The organism is Nitrosomonas sp., assembly GCF_022842015.1.
In the GTDB taxonomy this organism is placed as follows: domain Bacteria; phylum Pseudomonadota; class Gammaproteobacteria; order Burkholderiales; family Nitrosomonadaceae; genus Nitrosomonas.
The window spans coordinates 1-16,614 of record NZ_JALHQJ010000068.1; the positions used below are offsets into that span (position 1 = coordinate 1).

At 44.4% G+C, this 16,614-nt stretch carries 13 protein-coding genes and 1 pseudogene; 3 read left to right on the top strand and 11 right to left on the bottom strand.

All coding sequences use genetic code 11. The annotated features are described in order from the left end of the window. Positions 1-260: 260 nt before the first annotated feature. From Q0C11_RS11910 to Q0C11_RS11935, 6 genes are all read right to left on the bottom strand, one after another. Positions 261-1,226, bottom strand: coding sequence for a septal ring lytic transglycosylase RlpA family protein (locus Q0C11_RS11910; protein WP_293008252.1), 966 nt, complete (start codon positions 1,224-1,226; stop codon positions 261-263). Next, entirely contained in the window at positions 1,223-2,323 is a 1,101-nt protein-coding gene (gene rodA, locus Q0C11_RS11915; RefSeq protein ID WP_293008254.1) for a rod shape-determining protein RodA, read from the bottom strand. The genes Q0C11_RS11910 and rodA overlap by 4 nt, the downstream gene beginning before the upstream one ends. A gap of 49 nt (positions 2,324-2,372) precedes the next feature. Then, positions 2,373-4,286, bottom strand: a complete 1,914-nt coding sequence (mrdA, locus tag Q0C11_RS11920; protein ID WP_293008256.1) for a penicillin-binding protein 2 — start codon at positions 4,284-4,286, stop codon at positions 2,373-2,375. Continuing rightward, entirely contained in the window at positions 4,283-4,834 is a 552-nt protein-coding gene (gene mreD, locus Q0C11_RS11925) for a rod shape-determining protein MreD (RefSeq protein ID WP_293008258.1), read from the bottom strand. Before mreD ends, mrdA begins: the two co-directional genes overlap by 4 nt. After that, a complete protein-coding gene (gene mreC, locus Q0C11_RS11930) occupies positions 4,815-5,705 on the bottom strand; it encodes a rod shape-determining protein MreC (protein WP_293008260.1) in 891 nt (296 codons plus the stop codon). The genes mreD and mreC overlap by 20 nt, the downstream gene beginning before the upstream one ends. A 73-nt stretch (positions 5,706-5,778) precedes the next feature. Beyond that, positions 5,779-6,837, bottom strand: coding sequence for a rod shape-determining protein (locus Q0C11_RS11935; protein ID WP_293008262.1), 1,059 nt, complete (start codon positions 6,835-6,837; stop codon positions 5,779-5,781). A gap of 133 nt (positions 6,838-6,970) precedes the next feature. Here Q0C11_RS11935 and gatC point away from each other — a divergent pair, with 133 nt between their 5' ends. The 3 genes from gatC (at position 6,971) to gatB (ending at position 10,281) form a co-directional block, all read left to right on the top strand. Further along, positions 6,971-7,258, top strand: a complete 288-nt coding sequence (gatC, locus tag Q0C11_RS11940; RefSeq protein WP_293008264.1) for an Asp-tRNA(Asn)/Glu-tRNA(Gln) amidotransferase subunit GatC — start codon at positions 6,971-6,973, stop codon at positions 7,256-7,258. An 88-nt stretch (positions 7,259-7,346) separates the two neighbouring features. Further along, positions 7,347-8,795, top strand: coding sequence for an Asp-tRNA(Asn)/Glu-tRNA(Gln) amidotransferase subunit GatA (gene gatA, locus Q0C11_RS11945; protein WP_293008266.1), 1,449 nt, complete (start codon positions 7,347-7,349; stop codon positions 8,793-8,795). Between the two features lie 46 nt (positions 8,796-8,841). Continuing rightward, positions 8,842-10,281 carry an Asp-tRNA(Asn)/Glu-tRNA(Gln) amidotransferase subunit GatB gene (gatB, locus tag Q0C11_RS11950; protein ID WP_293008268.1) on the top strand — a complete coding sequence of 480 codons (1,440 nt, stop codon included), beginning with the start codon at positions 8,842-8,844 and terminating at the stop codon, positions 10,279-10,281. A 78-nt stretch (positions 10,282-10,359) separates the two neighbouring features. Here gatB and Q0C11_RS11955 read toward each other — a convergent pair whose 3' ends face one another. From Q0C11_RS11955 to Q0C11_RS11975, 5 genes and pseudogenes are all read right to left on the bottom strand, one after another. Beyond that, positions 10,360-10,731 (bottom strand): DUF393 domain-containing protein, encoded by a 372-nt coding sequence (locus Q0C11_RS11955; protein ID WP_293008270.1) that lies wholly within the window; start codon positions 10,729-10,731, stop codon positions 10,360-10,362. 571 nt (positions 10,732-11,302) lie between these two features. Beyond that, positions 11,303-11,668: a nuclear transport factor 2 family protein gene (locus tag Q0C11_RS11960; protein WP_293008272.1), complete on the bottom strand. Its 366-nt coding sequence runs from the start codon at positions 11,666-11,668 to the stop codon at positions 11,303-11,305. Between the two features lie 42 nt (positions 11,669-11,710). Further along, the gene (gene yaaA, locus Q0C11_RS11965; RefSeq protein ID WP_293008274.1) at positions 11,711-12,493 is read right to left on the bottom strand and encodes a peroxide stress protein YaaA; all 783 of its coding nucleotides are present in this window, start codon (positions 12,491-12,493) and stop codon (positions 11,711-11,713) included. Positions 12,494-12,712: 219 nt separating this feature from the next. Beyond that, a complete protein-coding gene (locus Q0C11_RS11970; RefSeq protein ID WP_293008276.1) occupies positions 12,713-16,546 on the bottom strand; it encodes an EAL domain-containing protein in 3,834 nt (1,277 codons plus the stop codon). After that, positions 16,501-16,614, bottom strand: a pseudogene (locus Q0C11_RS11975) (IS1595 family transposase); the annotation flags it as partial. The pseudogene Q0C11_RS11975 and the gene Q0C11_RS11970, both read right to left, overlap by 46 nt.

Sequence of the window (16,614 nt, forward strand, 5' to 3'; positions counted from 1 at the left end):
CATCTTCATTGGGGTGTGACAAAAATCACAGTCATAGTTTAGATATAAGGGTAAATTCCCTCTCTGTTTTCATCTTCAAGAATACTCAGTTGGTATTAAACTTAAAATCAGTTATCGCACTATTGAAACCGGAATGTAAAAAATGTATCTATACCTGCACTGAGGGAGATGTTTTACATTTGACCGTTTATTGCGATGAATGATTTTATGACGAGGCCCTTTAATCCCTATTGCTTGCAATAGGGATTTTTTTATCCAATTCAGTCATTCACCAGAACAGGTGTTATCGCGAGTTGTTGACTAAGCGTATTGGCTGCCAACCTGGCAACGGTTGAATCTGGATAAGGGCCAACGTGTATTTTGTACAGCCCCTTGTTTTTGGTAATACTGGCTGTTTCTCTGAGTGATGGGAGTTTCTGATGTATCTGAGAAAGAAAATTCCTTGCATTATCTGATGAACCGAATGCAGCTAGTTGCAAATAAACAATGTTCATTTCTGCGTGACTATCGGCAACAGGCAATGAGGGAGATGGTTTGGAAACTGCCAGCATAACTTGCCCATTATTCGGTATGATGCTCTCAACTTCAACCTGACCGCTACCACCAGCTAGTATTCCCAATTTATATGCGGCAGTATAAGAAAGATCGATGATACGGTCAGAAAGAAATGGACCGCGATCATTCAAACGCACAATCACCGAATTGCCATTTTCCAGATTGGTGACCCGGGCATAGCTAGGTAAAGGCAATGTGGGGTGAGCCGCCGTCATTGCATACATATCATAAACCTCTCCCGATGCGGTATTGTTCCCATGATAACGACGCCCATACCATGAAGCAATTCCACGTTTCTTATAAGGTTCCAAACCAGTCATGGGTCTAAAATGTTTTCCTAGTGCGACATACGGTTGCATATTGGCTGTACGCAATGGCTCAGCTTTAGGCATGGCATCTGGAACAAGATGTAAGTTTGGTGGCGGATTATCTCCTGGACCATCGTCCAGATAGTATCCCCCTCCTCGTCTATTCATTCCACTTGAGCTGATGCCTGATAGCTTGGTTGCCGTTGTTCTCTGTTGTTCTTGTACACTGCCGCTATATTGCGGTGTACTGCTACATGCAGCCAATAATGCAAAAATTAATACTAATGCCAATCCAAGAATTGATCTGGAGAGTACAGATAAATATTTATGCACTTCAAAGAATGAAGAATTAGAGTTTGTCATGTTTTTATCAGCTTAGGATGTGTCTGAATACTCATCAAAATACCAAAACCAAGCAGCATCGTGACCATAGATGTGCCGCCATAACTGATTAGCGGAAGAGGTACACCTACAATTGGAAGAATGCCGCTCACCATTCCTATATTAACAAATATATAAGTGCAAAAGGTCAATGTAATCGATCCTGAGATCAAACGTGTAAACTGTGTTGAAGCATTTGCTGTAATTGCTATACACCGACCGATTACTAGCAGATATAGTAATAATAATACAGTATTCCCAATTAACCCAAATTCTTCTGAAAAAACAGCAAAGATAAAATCGGTGCTTTGTTCTGGCAGAAAGTCTAATTGCGTTTGCGTGCCATTCTGCCATCCTTTTCCAACGACTCCACCAGAACCGATTGCAATAGAAGATTGAATCGTATGATAACCGGCTCCCAAAGGATCTTGCGTTGGATCAAACAATGTCATTATGCGTTGTCGTTGATAATCGTGCATCACCGACCAAAGTATCGGTAAACTTGCGGCTGCAGCCGTCACTAAACCAACAATAATGCGCCAAGACAATCCAGCCAGGAACAGAACATAAAAACCGCTGGCAGCAATTAACAAAGCTGTTCCTAAATCCGGTTGCCGTAAGATCAGCAGAACAGGCAACAATAACAATATTGTTGCACCCAAATAATCTCTCAAACGTAAAGCAATTTCATACTTATCGAAATACCAAGCCATCATCAACGGTATCGCTATTTTCATCAATTCAGATGGCTGGATTCGAGTCACCCCAATATTAAGCCAGCGTCTGGCGCCATTGTTTATTTCGCCAAATAACGCAACGCCGATTAGTAAAATCAATCCTAGCATGTACATCGGGAATGCTAGGCGCAATATTTGTTGCAGTGGAATATTTGCAACCAACCACATAATTACCAACGCTACTAGTATATTAACTGCTTGATTGCTGACCCTGGTCACATTTCCACCCGTGGCACTATATAGCACAATCAGCCCTATCGACATTAATATGAGGATTCCGGCTAACAGAAAACTATCTACATAGCGCGTAAGATAATGCCAAATTTTTCTAATTTCAATCATGCATCATGAATGCAGGTCGATAATTAATTGAATACAGATTTGATTCTTCTCAAAGATGATCATGCACATGATCTTTAATGGGTTCAATCAAATGAGCAAGATCCATTTCCGGCAATTTACCTAATAAAAAATAATCAAATACTTGTCTTGCAATAGGAGCTGCTGTTGAACCGCCGGTGCCAGTATTTTCGACTAAAATTGCCAAAGCAATTTTGGGATCGTCTGCTGGTGCATAGGCGATAAACATTGCATGATCGCGGTGACGTTCATTGATCAATTTTTCATTGTAACGTTCTCCCTGCTTAATAGCGATAACTTGTGATGTGCCAGTCTTGCCAGCAAAAGTATAGTCTGCATTGGTGCCCGCTTTTGCAGCTGTTCCTCCGGGGCGAGTAACATCCACAAGTGCATTTTTAACGACTTCGAGATTTTTAGGTTTAAGATTTAAGCTATAAAGCAATTTAGCAGGAATATCCTGAACTTCCCCGGTTTGACTATTCTGAATTTGTTTAACCAAGCGGGGTAAATATGCTTTGCCATTGTTTGCGATGAGCATCGTGGCGAAAGCGAGCTGAAGCGGTGTGGTCAAATTATACCCCTGCCCAATTGAAACTGAAATAGTATCCCCAGCGTACCATTTTTGCTTATGCTGTCGCATTTTCCAAGCAGAAGAAGGCAACAACCCTGACGCCTCTCCTTCAATGTCAATGCCTGTTTTACTTCCTAACCCAAACTGACTGATAAAATTATGTATGTTGTCGATTCCCAGATCGTTGGCAAGACTGTAGTAATAGGTATCACAAGAAACAACGAGAGACTTGTGCAAATCGACTCTGCCATGCCCACCGGGTTTCCAGTCACGATAGCGTCGACTGACGCCGGGCAGTGAAAAATATCCGGGGTCACTCATGCTATATTCGGGCGTGCGTTTCCCCAGTTCAAGTGCGGCAAGCGCCATAAATGGCTTGAATGTTGATCCTGGAGGATAAACGCCTCGTAGTGCTCGGTTATTGAGAGGGCGATCAATCGAATTGTTAAGCAAATTCCAGTTTTCCTGGTCAATACCGCCGATAAAGAGATTATTGTCATAACCTGGTTTACTAACGAAAGCAAGTACTTCTCCATTATTAGGATCCAAAGCAACCAGTGCACCCCGGCGATCACTAAATGCGATTTCTGCTACTTCCTGTAAGCCAATATCTAATGTAAGAATTAAATTATTACCAGGCGTCGGCGGTGTTCGTGACAATACCCGAATAGAGCGGCCTGCTGCATCAGTTTCTACTTCCTCAAATCCTGTGACACCATGTAATTGTTTTTCATAACTCTGCTCAATACCAGTTTTTCCAATGTGGTGAGAACCGCGATAATTGTGAAGTTCGCCACTGCTTTCCAGTTGTTCGAGATCTTGATCATTGATCCGACTGATGTAGCCAATAACATGTGAAACCATCTCCTTTTCCGGGTATTGACGGTATACTTGGGCTTTGATTTCAATGCCTGGGAAACGGTAACGATTTGTAGCAAAGGTTGCGATCTCGACATCTGTTAAGCGATTCCTTATAGGTAAGCTTTTGAATCTCTTGCTTTCTTTTAGTAATTTATTGAATCTTTGGCGATCAGCGGGTGTGATCTCAATAATTGTTGCCAGCTCGTTTAACGTTGCCTCAAGATCTTGAATTTTACTGGGCACAACCTCCAACGTGTACGCTGAATAATTTTGCGCCAATATTCTTCCATTTCGATCAGAGATCAAGCCACGGTAGGGAACCAGTGGTGCAATGGAAATACGATTCGCCTCTGCCAGTGTATGATAATGCTCCTGCTGAATAATCTGTAAGTAATAGAAGCGTGCATAGAGCAGCAAGAACAGAACAAGAACAAAGCCTGCGCTGATGGCAAGACGCATACGAAATTTGTAAAGTTCTATAGGGTGGTTTCTTAGTTCTACATGTTGCTTCATAACGAACTTGAGTCTGGTTTTGGTTTTAATAGCAGAGCTATTACAAAGGAAGCCGGCGCCCAAAGTAAAGCACCTGCAATAGTAGCGTGAAAGTACTTCCAGCCAGGTAGCGTTGATCCGCTCGATAGGGCTACCAAAGCAAAAACTATTTGCATTATGAGCAAGAAGAAGCCGATTTGCGGTGCTTGCTTTAGTAAACTGAATAGCCGCAAACGCCGGCCGAAAATTTGTGTCAGATAAAAAATAACACAATAAGCTAAAGCATGTTGCCCCAGTATTCCAGCGTTGCCGACATCCACCATTAGTCCCATGCCAAATGCCACACTCATTCCTAATTTGTGCGGATGATTGATATTCCAATAAGCTATTGCAAATGCTACGAAGTCAGGTCGCGCGATTAAAAGATCGCCTTGCAATGGTAGAAAATTGAGGATGAGTGCGATGACTAGACTCGTGGCAATAAACGAGCTACTAGCAGGCACATACATATCCTGCCCTAAGTAGTTCTCTTTAACTGAATTATTTTCTTTAATTCGTTCCGGATTCAATTGTTGGCATCTCTTGAGAATCATTGGATTCTACCTGCGCCAAGGACAGAACTAAAACCTGTCGATTCCGATTTACACCAGCAATCGGCGCGCTGGTAACAAGTGCAAAATCACCTGCAGGGTCCTGCTCAATCTTGAGCACAGTTGCAACGGGAATTCCCGGCGGATACACTCCGCCAATCCCGGAAGTAACTAATAAGTCACCTTGCTGAATATCCGTGTTAACCGATAAGTAACGTAATTCCAGCTCATTATTTTTTCCAGTTCCAGATACGATTGATCGCAAACCATTGCGAACAACTTGGATGGGAACAGCATGATCTTTATCTGTCAAAAGCGTTACTTCGGATGACCAGGGGTATAGCTGCGTAATTTGTCCGACGATACCCTTATCATCAATTACTGCCTGACCCAATTCAATATCATGATAACTACCTTTATTCAAGGTTATTTTGTGATTAAACGGATCACGCGGAGTATACTGAATTTCTGCTAAAACTACTTTCGTTTTGGCAGTGGTTTCGATTTGCTGTACTGCACCTAACAATCTGCGCAAGTGCGTATTCTCGGCTTCCAGTGCCTCTAATCTCAGTAGTTGTTCACGACGGTCCAGATAAAGTTGTCGCAATTTTATATTTTCTTCGAGCAAGTTGAAACTGGCACTAAACTTTTCAACTTGATCATATATATCTGAAGGGATATAAGCAATTCTCTGTAAAGGTAAGATGATCACGCTAATTATTTGGCGCAACTGAGGAAAATATTTGAAACGCGTATCTTCCGCAATCAGCAAGCAGGATAGGATTGCAAATATAAACAGTCGTGCAAACGGACCCGGACCATTCCTAAAAAACTGTGGGGCTGTTTCCATTACGTTCCGTCTTTAAGAGAAAGACTTAATTTTGTACTAGAAAAGAGAAAAGTAATCAGTCATTAAATAATAATTAGTCACGAGCAAAAATACCAATGGATCGATCCATATTTTCCAGCGCGATCCCAGCTCCCCGTACGACACAGGTCAGCGGATCATCGGCAACAATGACCGATAAGCCGGTTTCTTCCATTAATAATCGATCAACATCGCGCAACAAAGCCCCGCCCCCTGTCATAACCATACCTTTATCAGCAATATCCGCACCCAATTCAGGCGGAGTATGTTCTAAGGCCGATTTAACTGCACTGACAATACTATTGATTGGTTCGGTCAGTGCCTCCAGAATTTCATTGCTGGAAATCGTGAAGCTGCGCGGTATGCCTTCTGCAAGATTGCGACCTTTCACTTCAATTTCTCGTACTTCTGAGCCAGGAAAAGCGGAGCCGATTTCCTTTTTAATAATCTCTGCTGTCACTTCGCCAATCAACATGCCATAGTTGCGACGAATATAGTTGATAATCGCTTCATCAAATTTGTCCCCTCCAACGCGTACAGAATTGGAATACACGATGCCACCTAACGAAATAACGCCAACCTCTGTCGTGCCCCCACCAATGTCAACCACCATCGAGCCAGTCGGGGATTCGACTGGAAGGTCAGCCCCTAATGCAGCTGCCATCGGTTCCTCAATCAACTCAACCTTGCGTGCGCCAGCGCCATAGGCTGCTTCACGAATAGCACGGCGTTCCACCTGCGTGGAGCCATAGGGTACACAAATTACAATACGTGGATTGGCGGAAAACAGGCGTGGCGGATTCACCTTGCGGATAAACATCTTGAGCATCTGTTCGGTCACGGTAAAATCGGCAATCACGCCATCTTTCATAGGGCGGATTGCGGTAATGTTGCCTGGGGTGCGACCTAACATTTGTTTGGCTGCAAGACCCACCTGTTGGATCATTTTCTTACCGTTGGCTCCACTTTCTGTGCGAATAGCCACTACTGAGGGTTCATCCAGCACAATACCTTGGCCGTGGACATATATCAGCGTATTGGCTGTGCCCAAATCAATCGCCATGTCTGTTGAGAAGTAGCTTCCAAGAATACTGTTGCTCAAGAAATTAAACATAGTGGCAATATCCGATATTAGTAATTATGATGAGAGCGAATAATAACAAGTAAAACCATCAAAAATAACACGCCAGTTAAACTGCGGCATGATACCCTAATACTTCTTTGAATATAAGGTTACCTATTTAAAAATGACTTTATCTGCTAATGATGTAAAACGAATTGCTGATCTTGCCTATATTGAGATTAACGATGTCGAGGCAAAAGAAACCTTGGATCAGTTATCCGGTATTTTTGATCTGATAGAAACCATGCAAGCAGTCGATACTTCAACAGTAGAACCCATGTCGCATGCGCAAAGTGTGGTGCAACGTCTGCGCGAAGATGAGGTCACTGAAGCCGATCAGCACGAATTATATCAATCGATCGCACCACAAGTCGAAGCCGATCTCTATCTGGTTCCGCAAGTCATTGAATAAAAAGCACTCGATGAGCCAACGGAATTCCTAAGACCATAAAGAACAGCCATTATACGCAATATTTTATTTTTCTCTGATTAGTAAATCCATGTTTAATGCCAGCCTTAAACAACTCGCGGTTCAGCTTGCCGAAAAAAAGATTTCCAGCACTGAACTCACCACCGAATTTTTGCGGCGTATCAAACAATTCAACCCTGAATATAACGCATTTATTACGGTCAACGAAGAAATAAGCCTTGCGCAAGCAAAGGCAGCTGACAAAATGATTGCCGTGGGACAGGCCGGCCCATTAACCGGAATCCCGATTGCGCAGAAAGATATTTTTTGCGCTAAAGGCTGGCTGACTACGTGCGGCTCAAAAATGCTGTCAAATTTTGTTTCACCGTATGATGCCGGTGTTATTGAACGATTCAATCAGGCGGGTGCGATCAATATTGGCAAAACCAACATGGATGAATTTGCCATGGGGTCAAGCAATGAAACATCCTATTTCGGCATTGTTAAAAACCCCTGGGATGTTGCGGCAGTTCCTGGTGGCAGTTCAGGCGGTGCGGCGTGTGCAGTGGCAGCCAGACTAACCCCTGCAGCAACCGGTACCGATACCGGCGGTTCCATCCGCCAACCCGCAGCATTATGCGGCATCTCTGGAATTAAACCGACCTATGGATTGGTGTCGCGCTACGGCATGATCGCCTTTGCCTCCAGTTTGGATCAGGGCGGGCCAATGGCCAAATCGGCCGAAGATTTGGCGCTACTGCTGAATGTCATGACCGGGTTCGATCTGCGTGATTCCACCAGTCTGCAACGCGATGCTGAGGATTACGCGCAGGATTTGCAGAAACCTTTAGCCGGTCTGCGCATTGGCCTGCCGAAAGAATATTTTGCTGAAGGAATGAGCCAGGAAGTCGCAAGGGCGATCGAACAAGCATTGGTTGAGTGCCGCAAATTAGGTGCGCAAACGATCGAGGTTTCATTACCCAATGCACCATTGTCGATTCCGGTTTACTATGTTTTGGCGCCTGCCGAGGCATCGAGCAATTTATCTCGTTTTGATGGGGTACGCTACGGTTATCGTGCCCCAGCATACAGCGATTTGGCTGACATGTATCGCAAAACACGCACGCAAGGTTTTGGCGCAGAAGTGAAACGACGAATTCTGATCGGCACGTATGTATTGTCGCATGGTTATTATGATGCCTACTACATCAAGGCGCAGAAACTGCGCCGCCTGATTGCGCAGGATTTTGCTGAAGCTTATGAACGATGTGACATTATCATGGGGCCTACCACTCCCACGGTCGCATTTAATCTGGGAGAAAAAAGCGGCGATCCGATTCAAATGTATTTATCGGATATCTATACCAGCGCGGCAAACCTGACCGGAATGCCAGCGATGTCGATCCCGATTGGTTTTGGTGACAAAAACCGACCAATCGGCTTACACATTATGGGTAATTATTTTAAGGAAGCGCAAATGCTGAATATTGCACATCAATATCAATTGGTGACAGACTGGCATTTGAAGTCACCTGTTTAAAGCTATCGTTCATTCATGAAATCAATCATCTAGCTGGAAATTTATCATGCAGTGGGAAATTGTCATCGGTCTTGAAGTACACGCTCAACTTTCAACGCAATCTAAAATATTCTCAGGTGCATCCACCGCTTACGGCGCACCGCCGAATTCTCAAGCGTGCGTAATCGATTTGGCATTGCCCGGTGTTTTGCCAGTACTCAATAAGGGCGCGGTTGAACGGGCCATCAAATTTGGTCTGTCAGTCGGCGCTAAAATTAATTCACCCTCTATTTTTGCACGCAAAAATTATTTTTATCCCGATTTGCCGAAAGGCTATCAAATCAGTCAATTCGAATTGCCAGTGGTGCAAGGTGGCAACATTCAGATTCAGGCTGATGGTGAGGAAAAAAATATCCGCCTGACTCGTGCACATTTGGAAGAAGACGCTGGCAAGTCGCTGCACGAGGATTTCCATGGTATGAGCGGGATTGATCTGAACCGGGCTGGTACACCCTTGTTGGAGATCGTTTCTGAGCCGGATATGCGCAGCAGTGCGGAAGCCGTAGTCTATGCGAAAACACTGCACGCGCTGGTACGTTGGATCGGCATTTGCGATGGCAATATGCAGGAAGGCTCCTTCCGTTGCGATGCCAATGTTTCGGTGCGTCCATGTGGCACGGAAAAGCTTGGCACGCGCTGCGAGATCAAGAATCTGAATTCATTCCGCTTTCTCGAGAAAGCGATTGATTATGAGGCCAGACGACAAATTGAAATCCTGCAAGACGGGGGTACAATCCGGCAGGAAACCCGTCTGTACGATGCCAACAAAGACGAAACGCGGACTATGCGTACCAAGGAAGATGCCAACGATTATCGTTATTTCCCCGATCCGGATTTATTGCCGCTCGAAATTTCTGCAAACTGGATTGACCAGGTTCAATTAGCCTTGCCGGAATTGCCTCAGGTGCGCCGCGATCGCTATATGTCGGAGTTCGCACTATCTGCCTACGATGCCTCCGTACTAACAAGCTCGCGCGAAACCGCAGATTATTTTGAATCAACTATCAAGCAATTGCCTGGACAGGCAAAATTGTGCGCCAACTGGATCATGGGCGAGATCAGCGGGCAATTGAACAAAGAAGGGCTTGAAATCACCGCATGCCCAATTACACCTTCCCAGCTTGCTACACTGTTGAAACGAATCAGTGATGGGACCATTTCCGGCAAGGCAGCCAAAACGGTATTTGAAAGCATGTGGAATGGCGAGTTGGAAAGAAATGTCGATGCTATCATTGCCGCCAAAGGGTTAAAGCAAATTTCCGACGATAGCACCATTGAAAAACTGGTTGAGCAAGTACTGACTGCCAATGCACAACAAGTTGCAGATTATCGCAATGGCAAAGAAAAAGCCTTCAATTCACTGGTCGGTCAGATCATGAAAGCAACCCAAGGAAAGGCCAATCCAGCACAAGTAAATACTATTTTGAAGAAGAAGTTGGGAGGATAGCAGTTAATCAAGACTATCAATTTAACAGGCTGTTGAAATCTTGCCACCGAGTTCAGGTTCAAATCAAGATCAATAAAGCTACCAATGCTTTTTGGCTTTATTCCAGCGATAAAGCGCCGCTGCAAATAGATTGTAGCCGAAAGTACACAACTGCCTGACAACCGGAATCCCTAGCACCTTCGCTTTCCAACGTTCATGCGCAGACGCACGCCAGATGGCCAAAAAAGCATCAAAACCAACATGAAGATTGCCTACCTCATCAATAACATGCAGGCGTTCGCGAACGAACTCAAGATCAGAATTGACCTCGGAAACAAGCGCGCGATGCGTGTGAATATCGTTCCACTGGATTTCACAACAACTTTCTTTATCCATCTGAGCTTCAATTCCAGCTTTGCATACCGGACAGGCTGAGTTGTAATACACTTTTATTTTTGGTTGATTCGTCATTGCGATTTTTCACGATAAATGGTCAGAAAGGTAACAGTCTTTCTTAGGACTAAGAAACGATCAACTTTTTGGAGTTTCCATCACCACACTCAGGCCATAAAATACTCTCATCTTTGCATTACCATTTTTACATTAGCATAATTGACTTCAGAATGCTTGCTTTCGTGTCAGTGGATAAAAAATTGAAGTGTCTCGATGCATCAGTATCTTTTCATAGCATTGCTTAATTGCGTGCGGCACAAATCCAGAATGGTGTTCCTAGAGACTTTTGCAAAGGTGTGCTTTGTGGTTTGCAACGCATTGTATTAAGTTAATGAAAATTTCCTGAATTAGGGTTTTGCAAAGGTCTCGAACGATTAATGCCGAAGAAAAAGTGCTCAAATTTGGAAAAGCTACTTTCTGCGATAATCAGGTTGATCACAACATGATTATTATTCGATTCCCAAAATAATTTGACATGTCGATTGAAAATTCATTATAGAAAGCTTTGTTGGGTCAGAAAAACATGCAGCAAGCCAACACTAGAGCTTATTTAGCTAGACGCAATAAACCTAGACAAAGCTCGCGCGAGTTAACTTTCTGGCTTGTAAACCGCGATATGCTGAATCAGTCCGCCCGAGGTGAAGTAAATGTGTTCCAGCCCATGTCGTGTCACTGATTCGCTGGTAGAGGCATCCGTGCCGGTCATGGTAAATGCGAATTCCACACTATTTTTTTCATTGTTGCGATATTCCAGGACTTCCCAATGCACATCGGGAAAGCGTGCGAAAAAGCTGGTCATCATGGTATGAATGGCATCGCTACCTTGGTATGTGCCGAAATAAGCGGAGTGATAGGTGGCATCACTCGCAAACAAGCATTTTATGCGCGCAAGATCGTGATCGTTAGACAATGTCACGTATTTTCTAGCCAGCTCAATGAGCTGTTCATTAGTCATGGCATTCTTCTGTTAAAAATCCACAAGATTGTGCATAGAAAATCACGCAGCCTTCGATTCTGCACGAGTGAAAATCCATTCATCTTGATTACTGTTTTTTTCATCAAATTGATAGCCTGCAACATCAAATTCCTTAATGGTTTCTGGGTCTGTGAGTTTGTTCTGGATGATATAGCGGCTCATCATGCCTCTGGCCTTTTTAGCAAAAAAACTGATGATTTTATAAACGCCATTTTTCTCGTCTTTAAAAACAGGGGTAATGATACGCGCTTCCAGACTTTTCGTTTGAATGGACTGAAAATATTCATTGGATGCCAGGTTAACTAGAATACTATCTTTCTGTTTTTTTAAATCTTGATTCAGTGTTTGGGTGATTTTATCGCCCCAGAATTCATACAAATTTTTGCCGCGCGAGTTTTTAAATTGAGTGCCCATTTCCAACCGATACGGTTGAATCAGATCCAGTGGATGCAACACACCATATAATCCGGACAAAATCCGCAAATGATCTTGTGCAAAGGCCAATTCAGCAGCAGTCATTGTCACGGCATTCAAGCCGGTATACACATCTCCTTTGAACGCGAGAATGGCTTGTTTGGAATTCTTCAATGTAAATGGGCGATGCCAAGTGTGATAACGGTTTGAATTCAAAGTGCCCAGCTTGGGGCTGATTGACATTAACTGACAGATTTGATCCGGCTCCAGTTTCCGAAGCGCATCAATCAGCTTGGCAGAATCAGCGAGAAAGATTGGTTGCGTGGATTCTTGGGTGATGGGTGGGGTTTCAAAATCCAGCGTTTTGGCCGGTGAGATAACAATAATCATATATTTTCATCCCGAAATAAAAAATATTATCAGATTTACTCGCAGAGTAATCTCAAATCGGCGATGAGATCGTTCGTGACGATAAACAGTACACTGCCTCAGTAAAAATAGAGAAACTCTGACTGAAAATAACCCGGCGGCACAAGCGCCATCGCAATCCAGCAAGAAACTAAGCATAACGATGCAAACGATTACCGTCGATTTGGCGCGGTAGCCCGATTACATTTTAGTATTTGTTAACAAGCGTTCAAACTGATCAGCAGGTACTGGTTTGCTGTAGTAATAGCCTTGCGCTTCATCACAGCCTTGCTCGCGCAAAAAAGCGAGTTGTTCGCTTGTCTCTACGCCTTCAGCAATAGTTCTCAGGCCAAGACTTTTCGACATGCTGATAATCGCTGCAACGATAGCTTTATCTTCCAGATCAGTATTAATATCGCGTACAAATGACTGATCAATCTTGAGCTTATATGCTTTGAATTTCTTCAGGTAGTTGAGTGATGAATAACCTGTACCAAAATCATCAATCGACATTTGGACCCCGAGTTCATGCAAATTATTCATTACCGCAATCGCCTCCAGCGGTTCATGCATTGCTGCACCCTCGGTTAATTCCAGCTCCAGATATTCAGGGGGCAACTGCGCTTCTTTCAGAATGAGCGTGACCATATCGAGCAAATTGGGGTGACGAAATTGTACTGCTGACAAATTGACCGCGATGATGATAGGCGGGTGGCCATTATCAATCCAGCGTTTTAGCTGCCATACAGCTGAGCGCAACACCCATTCTCCAATAGATAAGATAACGCCGCAATCTTCCGCGACGGGGATGAATTCGTTCGGCGATACATTGCCCAGTATTGGGTTGTGCCATCGTAGCAAGATTTCCGCTCCGATGATATCTCCATTCCTAATGGATACCTGCGGCTGGTAATATACTTGAAACTGATTACCCTCTAGCGCATAACGCAAGGCGTTGACTAATTGTAAGTTGCGCATTGCATGTGCCTGCATTCTTGCAGTAAAAAATCGATAGCCGTTACGGCCTTCATGTTTTGCCTGATACATTGCGATATCGGCATTCTTTGAGAGTGTTTCCATATCCGAACCATCATCAGGGTAGAGGGCAATCCCGATTGATGCGGTCACGATCAGATCATAGTGTTCGCTCTTGTATGGCTCTGAGATGACACACAGTATTTTTTGCGCAACCTGTGCCGCGCCGCGTGCATTGTTACCGGGTAACAGTAAAATAAATTCATCCCCGCCCAGGCGTACCGCCGTATCCTCTTCACGCAAAGCCTGTTTCAAACGCTTGGAAACTTCTATTAGAAATGCGTCTCCGGCATTATGTCCAAGCGTATCGTTGATATCCTTGAAACGATCAATATCAACGAACATCAAAGCCAGACATCCATTACTGCGTTTTGTCAAACTCAGGGCATAATTAAGATGATTGTTTAATTGAGCCCGATTGGGCAGACCGGTGAGGGCATCAAAATTTGCCAGATAGTTAATGCGCGCTTCATTGCGTTTTCGCTCAGTAATGTCTCGAGTAATGCCAAGCAGGGTAGAAACTTCACCATGCTCATCATGCATGGGTGCTGCATGCGTTTCAAGCCAGCGCTTTGTACCCTTCAGCCCCAGAATTTCAAACTCCAAGGTATCGTTGTGCCCGTTCATTACGCGCTCGTGCAAGACTGTAAAAGCATCGCGGTATTGGGGGAGAATAAACTGCAGGAGATTATGCTGCTTTGCTACCTCTAAAGAATCTACCTCGAGCATTGCAAGACCTGCGGGATTCATCTCCAGAAGTTTGCCATCTTTGTCGACAATTTTCACACATTCCGGTTCTGTTTCTATAATAGTCCGCAAATGCTGTTCATTTGCGCGTAATGCTTCTGCCGCTCGCGTGCGCTGCTGCTCAAGGGCAAAATTATTCAATGCGAAGCTGATATCTGTTGCCATTTCGAACACCAATTTCTGTGTCGCTTTATCGAATGCATAGGCGTCACCGCTATATAAATTGAAAACCCCTGCAATCACTCCCTGGCAATATAAAGGAAGAGAAGCAGAAGCTTCCCAGCCGAATATTTCCGCATTTTCGCGCCAGCCAGCAGTGGCTGGATCACGCTTAAAATCTTGACACCATAGGGGCGTTTTTTTAAGGATTGCGGCCTCAGGCATTCCATATTCAGTAATAAAATCAGCATCTATCGAGAATCTGATTTCTTCCAGATAGGCAGTGCCCGCACCGAATGAAGCGACCGGCTTGATCAATTTGTTTGCTTCGTCAATCATCCCGATCCACGCCATTTTCATTCCTCCGAAATTTACAGCATCGCGGCAGATCTGAGGCAATAATTCCGCTTTGTTGGTGCAGCGTACGATGGCTTGGTTGCATTGACTTAATGCTGCATAAAGTCGTGTTACTTGTTTCAATTGGGATTCGCTGGCTTTTCGTTCGGTGATGTCGCGAAACATATTCAACAGGTTACTGTCTGGCATTGCGGTTGTCATTACATCTACCGTTAACACCGATCTATCTTTACGCCGGAACTGGTGCTCTTGCTGGTTATTTGTCTTAATTTCGATTGCTTGGAAGGTGGGATCGATACGTTGGGTTTTCATCTGCACAACGATGTCAGAGGAATGCAGTCCAATCAATTCATTTTGGCTATAACCCAGCATCTGGCATGCGCTTGCATTGGCGTCGAGATAGAAGCCCTGGCTATCCGCTATGAGGATGCCATCAGGTGCATATTCGAACAGTGAGCGATATCGCGTTTCACTTTGGCGCAATGCTTTCTCAGCTTTGTGGCGGTTGATAGCAATGGCCGCGATATGCGTCACGGCGTCGATGAGTCGCAGATGTTCCGGCCCAGGTAGATCAGGCTGTCGATAGTACATCGCAAAAGTTCCAAGCACCTGTTCGTTAACGTCAAAGACCGGGGTAGACCAGCAGGCACGTAATCCGAGCGGAAGTGCTGCAGCTCTGTATGGCTCCCAAAATGGATCGGTAGCGATATCTTCGACAAATACAGCTTTCTTGAGGTAAGCTGCCGTGCCGCATGATCCGGCAACAGGCCCGATCGGCAGGCCATCTATTGCTGCGATAAATTCTGTTGGCAAGTTCGGCGCAGCACCGTGGCGCATATGAACACCGTCCTCGTCGAGCAGGAGAATGGATCCTATCATTCCGGGTACTTGATCTTCGGTAATCTGAATCAGCATGGTTAACGTTGTGGATAGCGAAATTCCGGAAGCAATCATGTCCAACACTTGATTCTGTCCACTGAGCAGGATTTCAGCGTGCTTGCGTTGAGTAATGTCATGGGCAATGCCCAGTATTTGGTTTGCCAGCCCTTTCTCGTCACGAGAAAAAGGAGTTTCATGGCTGATAAACCAACGCCAGTCACCTTGTTTATCCAGGATGCGAAATTCGATTGAACGCGTCTCTCCATCTAAGGCATCCCGCAATGTATTGTGGTTTGCAACAATACCGGGCAGATCATCCGGATGCAGAATCTGAGTCAATTCTTGCCCCAGCGCTTGAATTTCTTCGATCGTATAACCCAAGGCAGTGAGCCACTTTGGATTGATACATACGTTCTTCTGTTCGGTAAAATCAAAAATGTAGATCAAACCAAGTTCAGTATTCAGAATCCTTTCAAGAAAATGGTTGTGATTCTGCTGCTCCGGCGCAAAATTTTTCCGCAAGCTGGTGTCGCGGATACTGAAATAAATGACATGCTTGCCATTATGAATAATTGGATGGGTATACACCTCTACTGGTAATTCGCTGCCATTTTTGCAATAGTGTTTCCAGTTAAAGAATCCCCTGGACCGCATCAATTTAGTGAGTTTGATCGGTAGATTGCTTTTCATCTCCCGAGAAGTCAGGTCCGAGATATTCATTTGCTTTAATTCCTTGAGACTGTAGCCGTAACGTTTTACTGCAGTTCGATTTGCAACGAGAATCCAGCCTTTCGTATCAACGATAAAAATGGCTATGTCACAATTAGTTGTTGAACCTGCCTTGTTTTGCCAAGAGATGCTATAAAACAAAGGATTGGTGTAATACTTTGACCGAGACGGTCAATCATTCTGTGCCATCCGAGGTA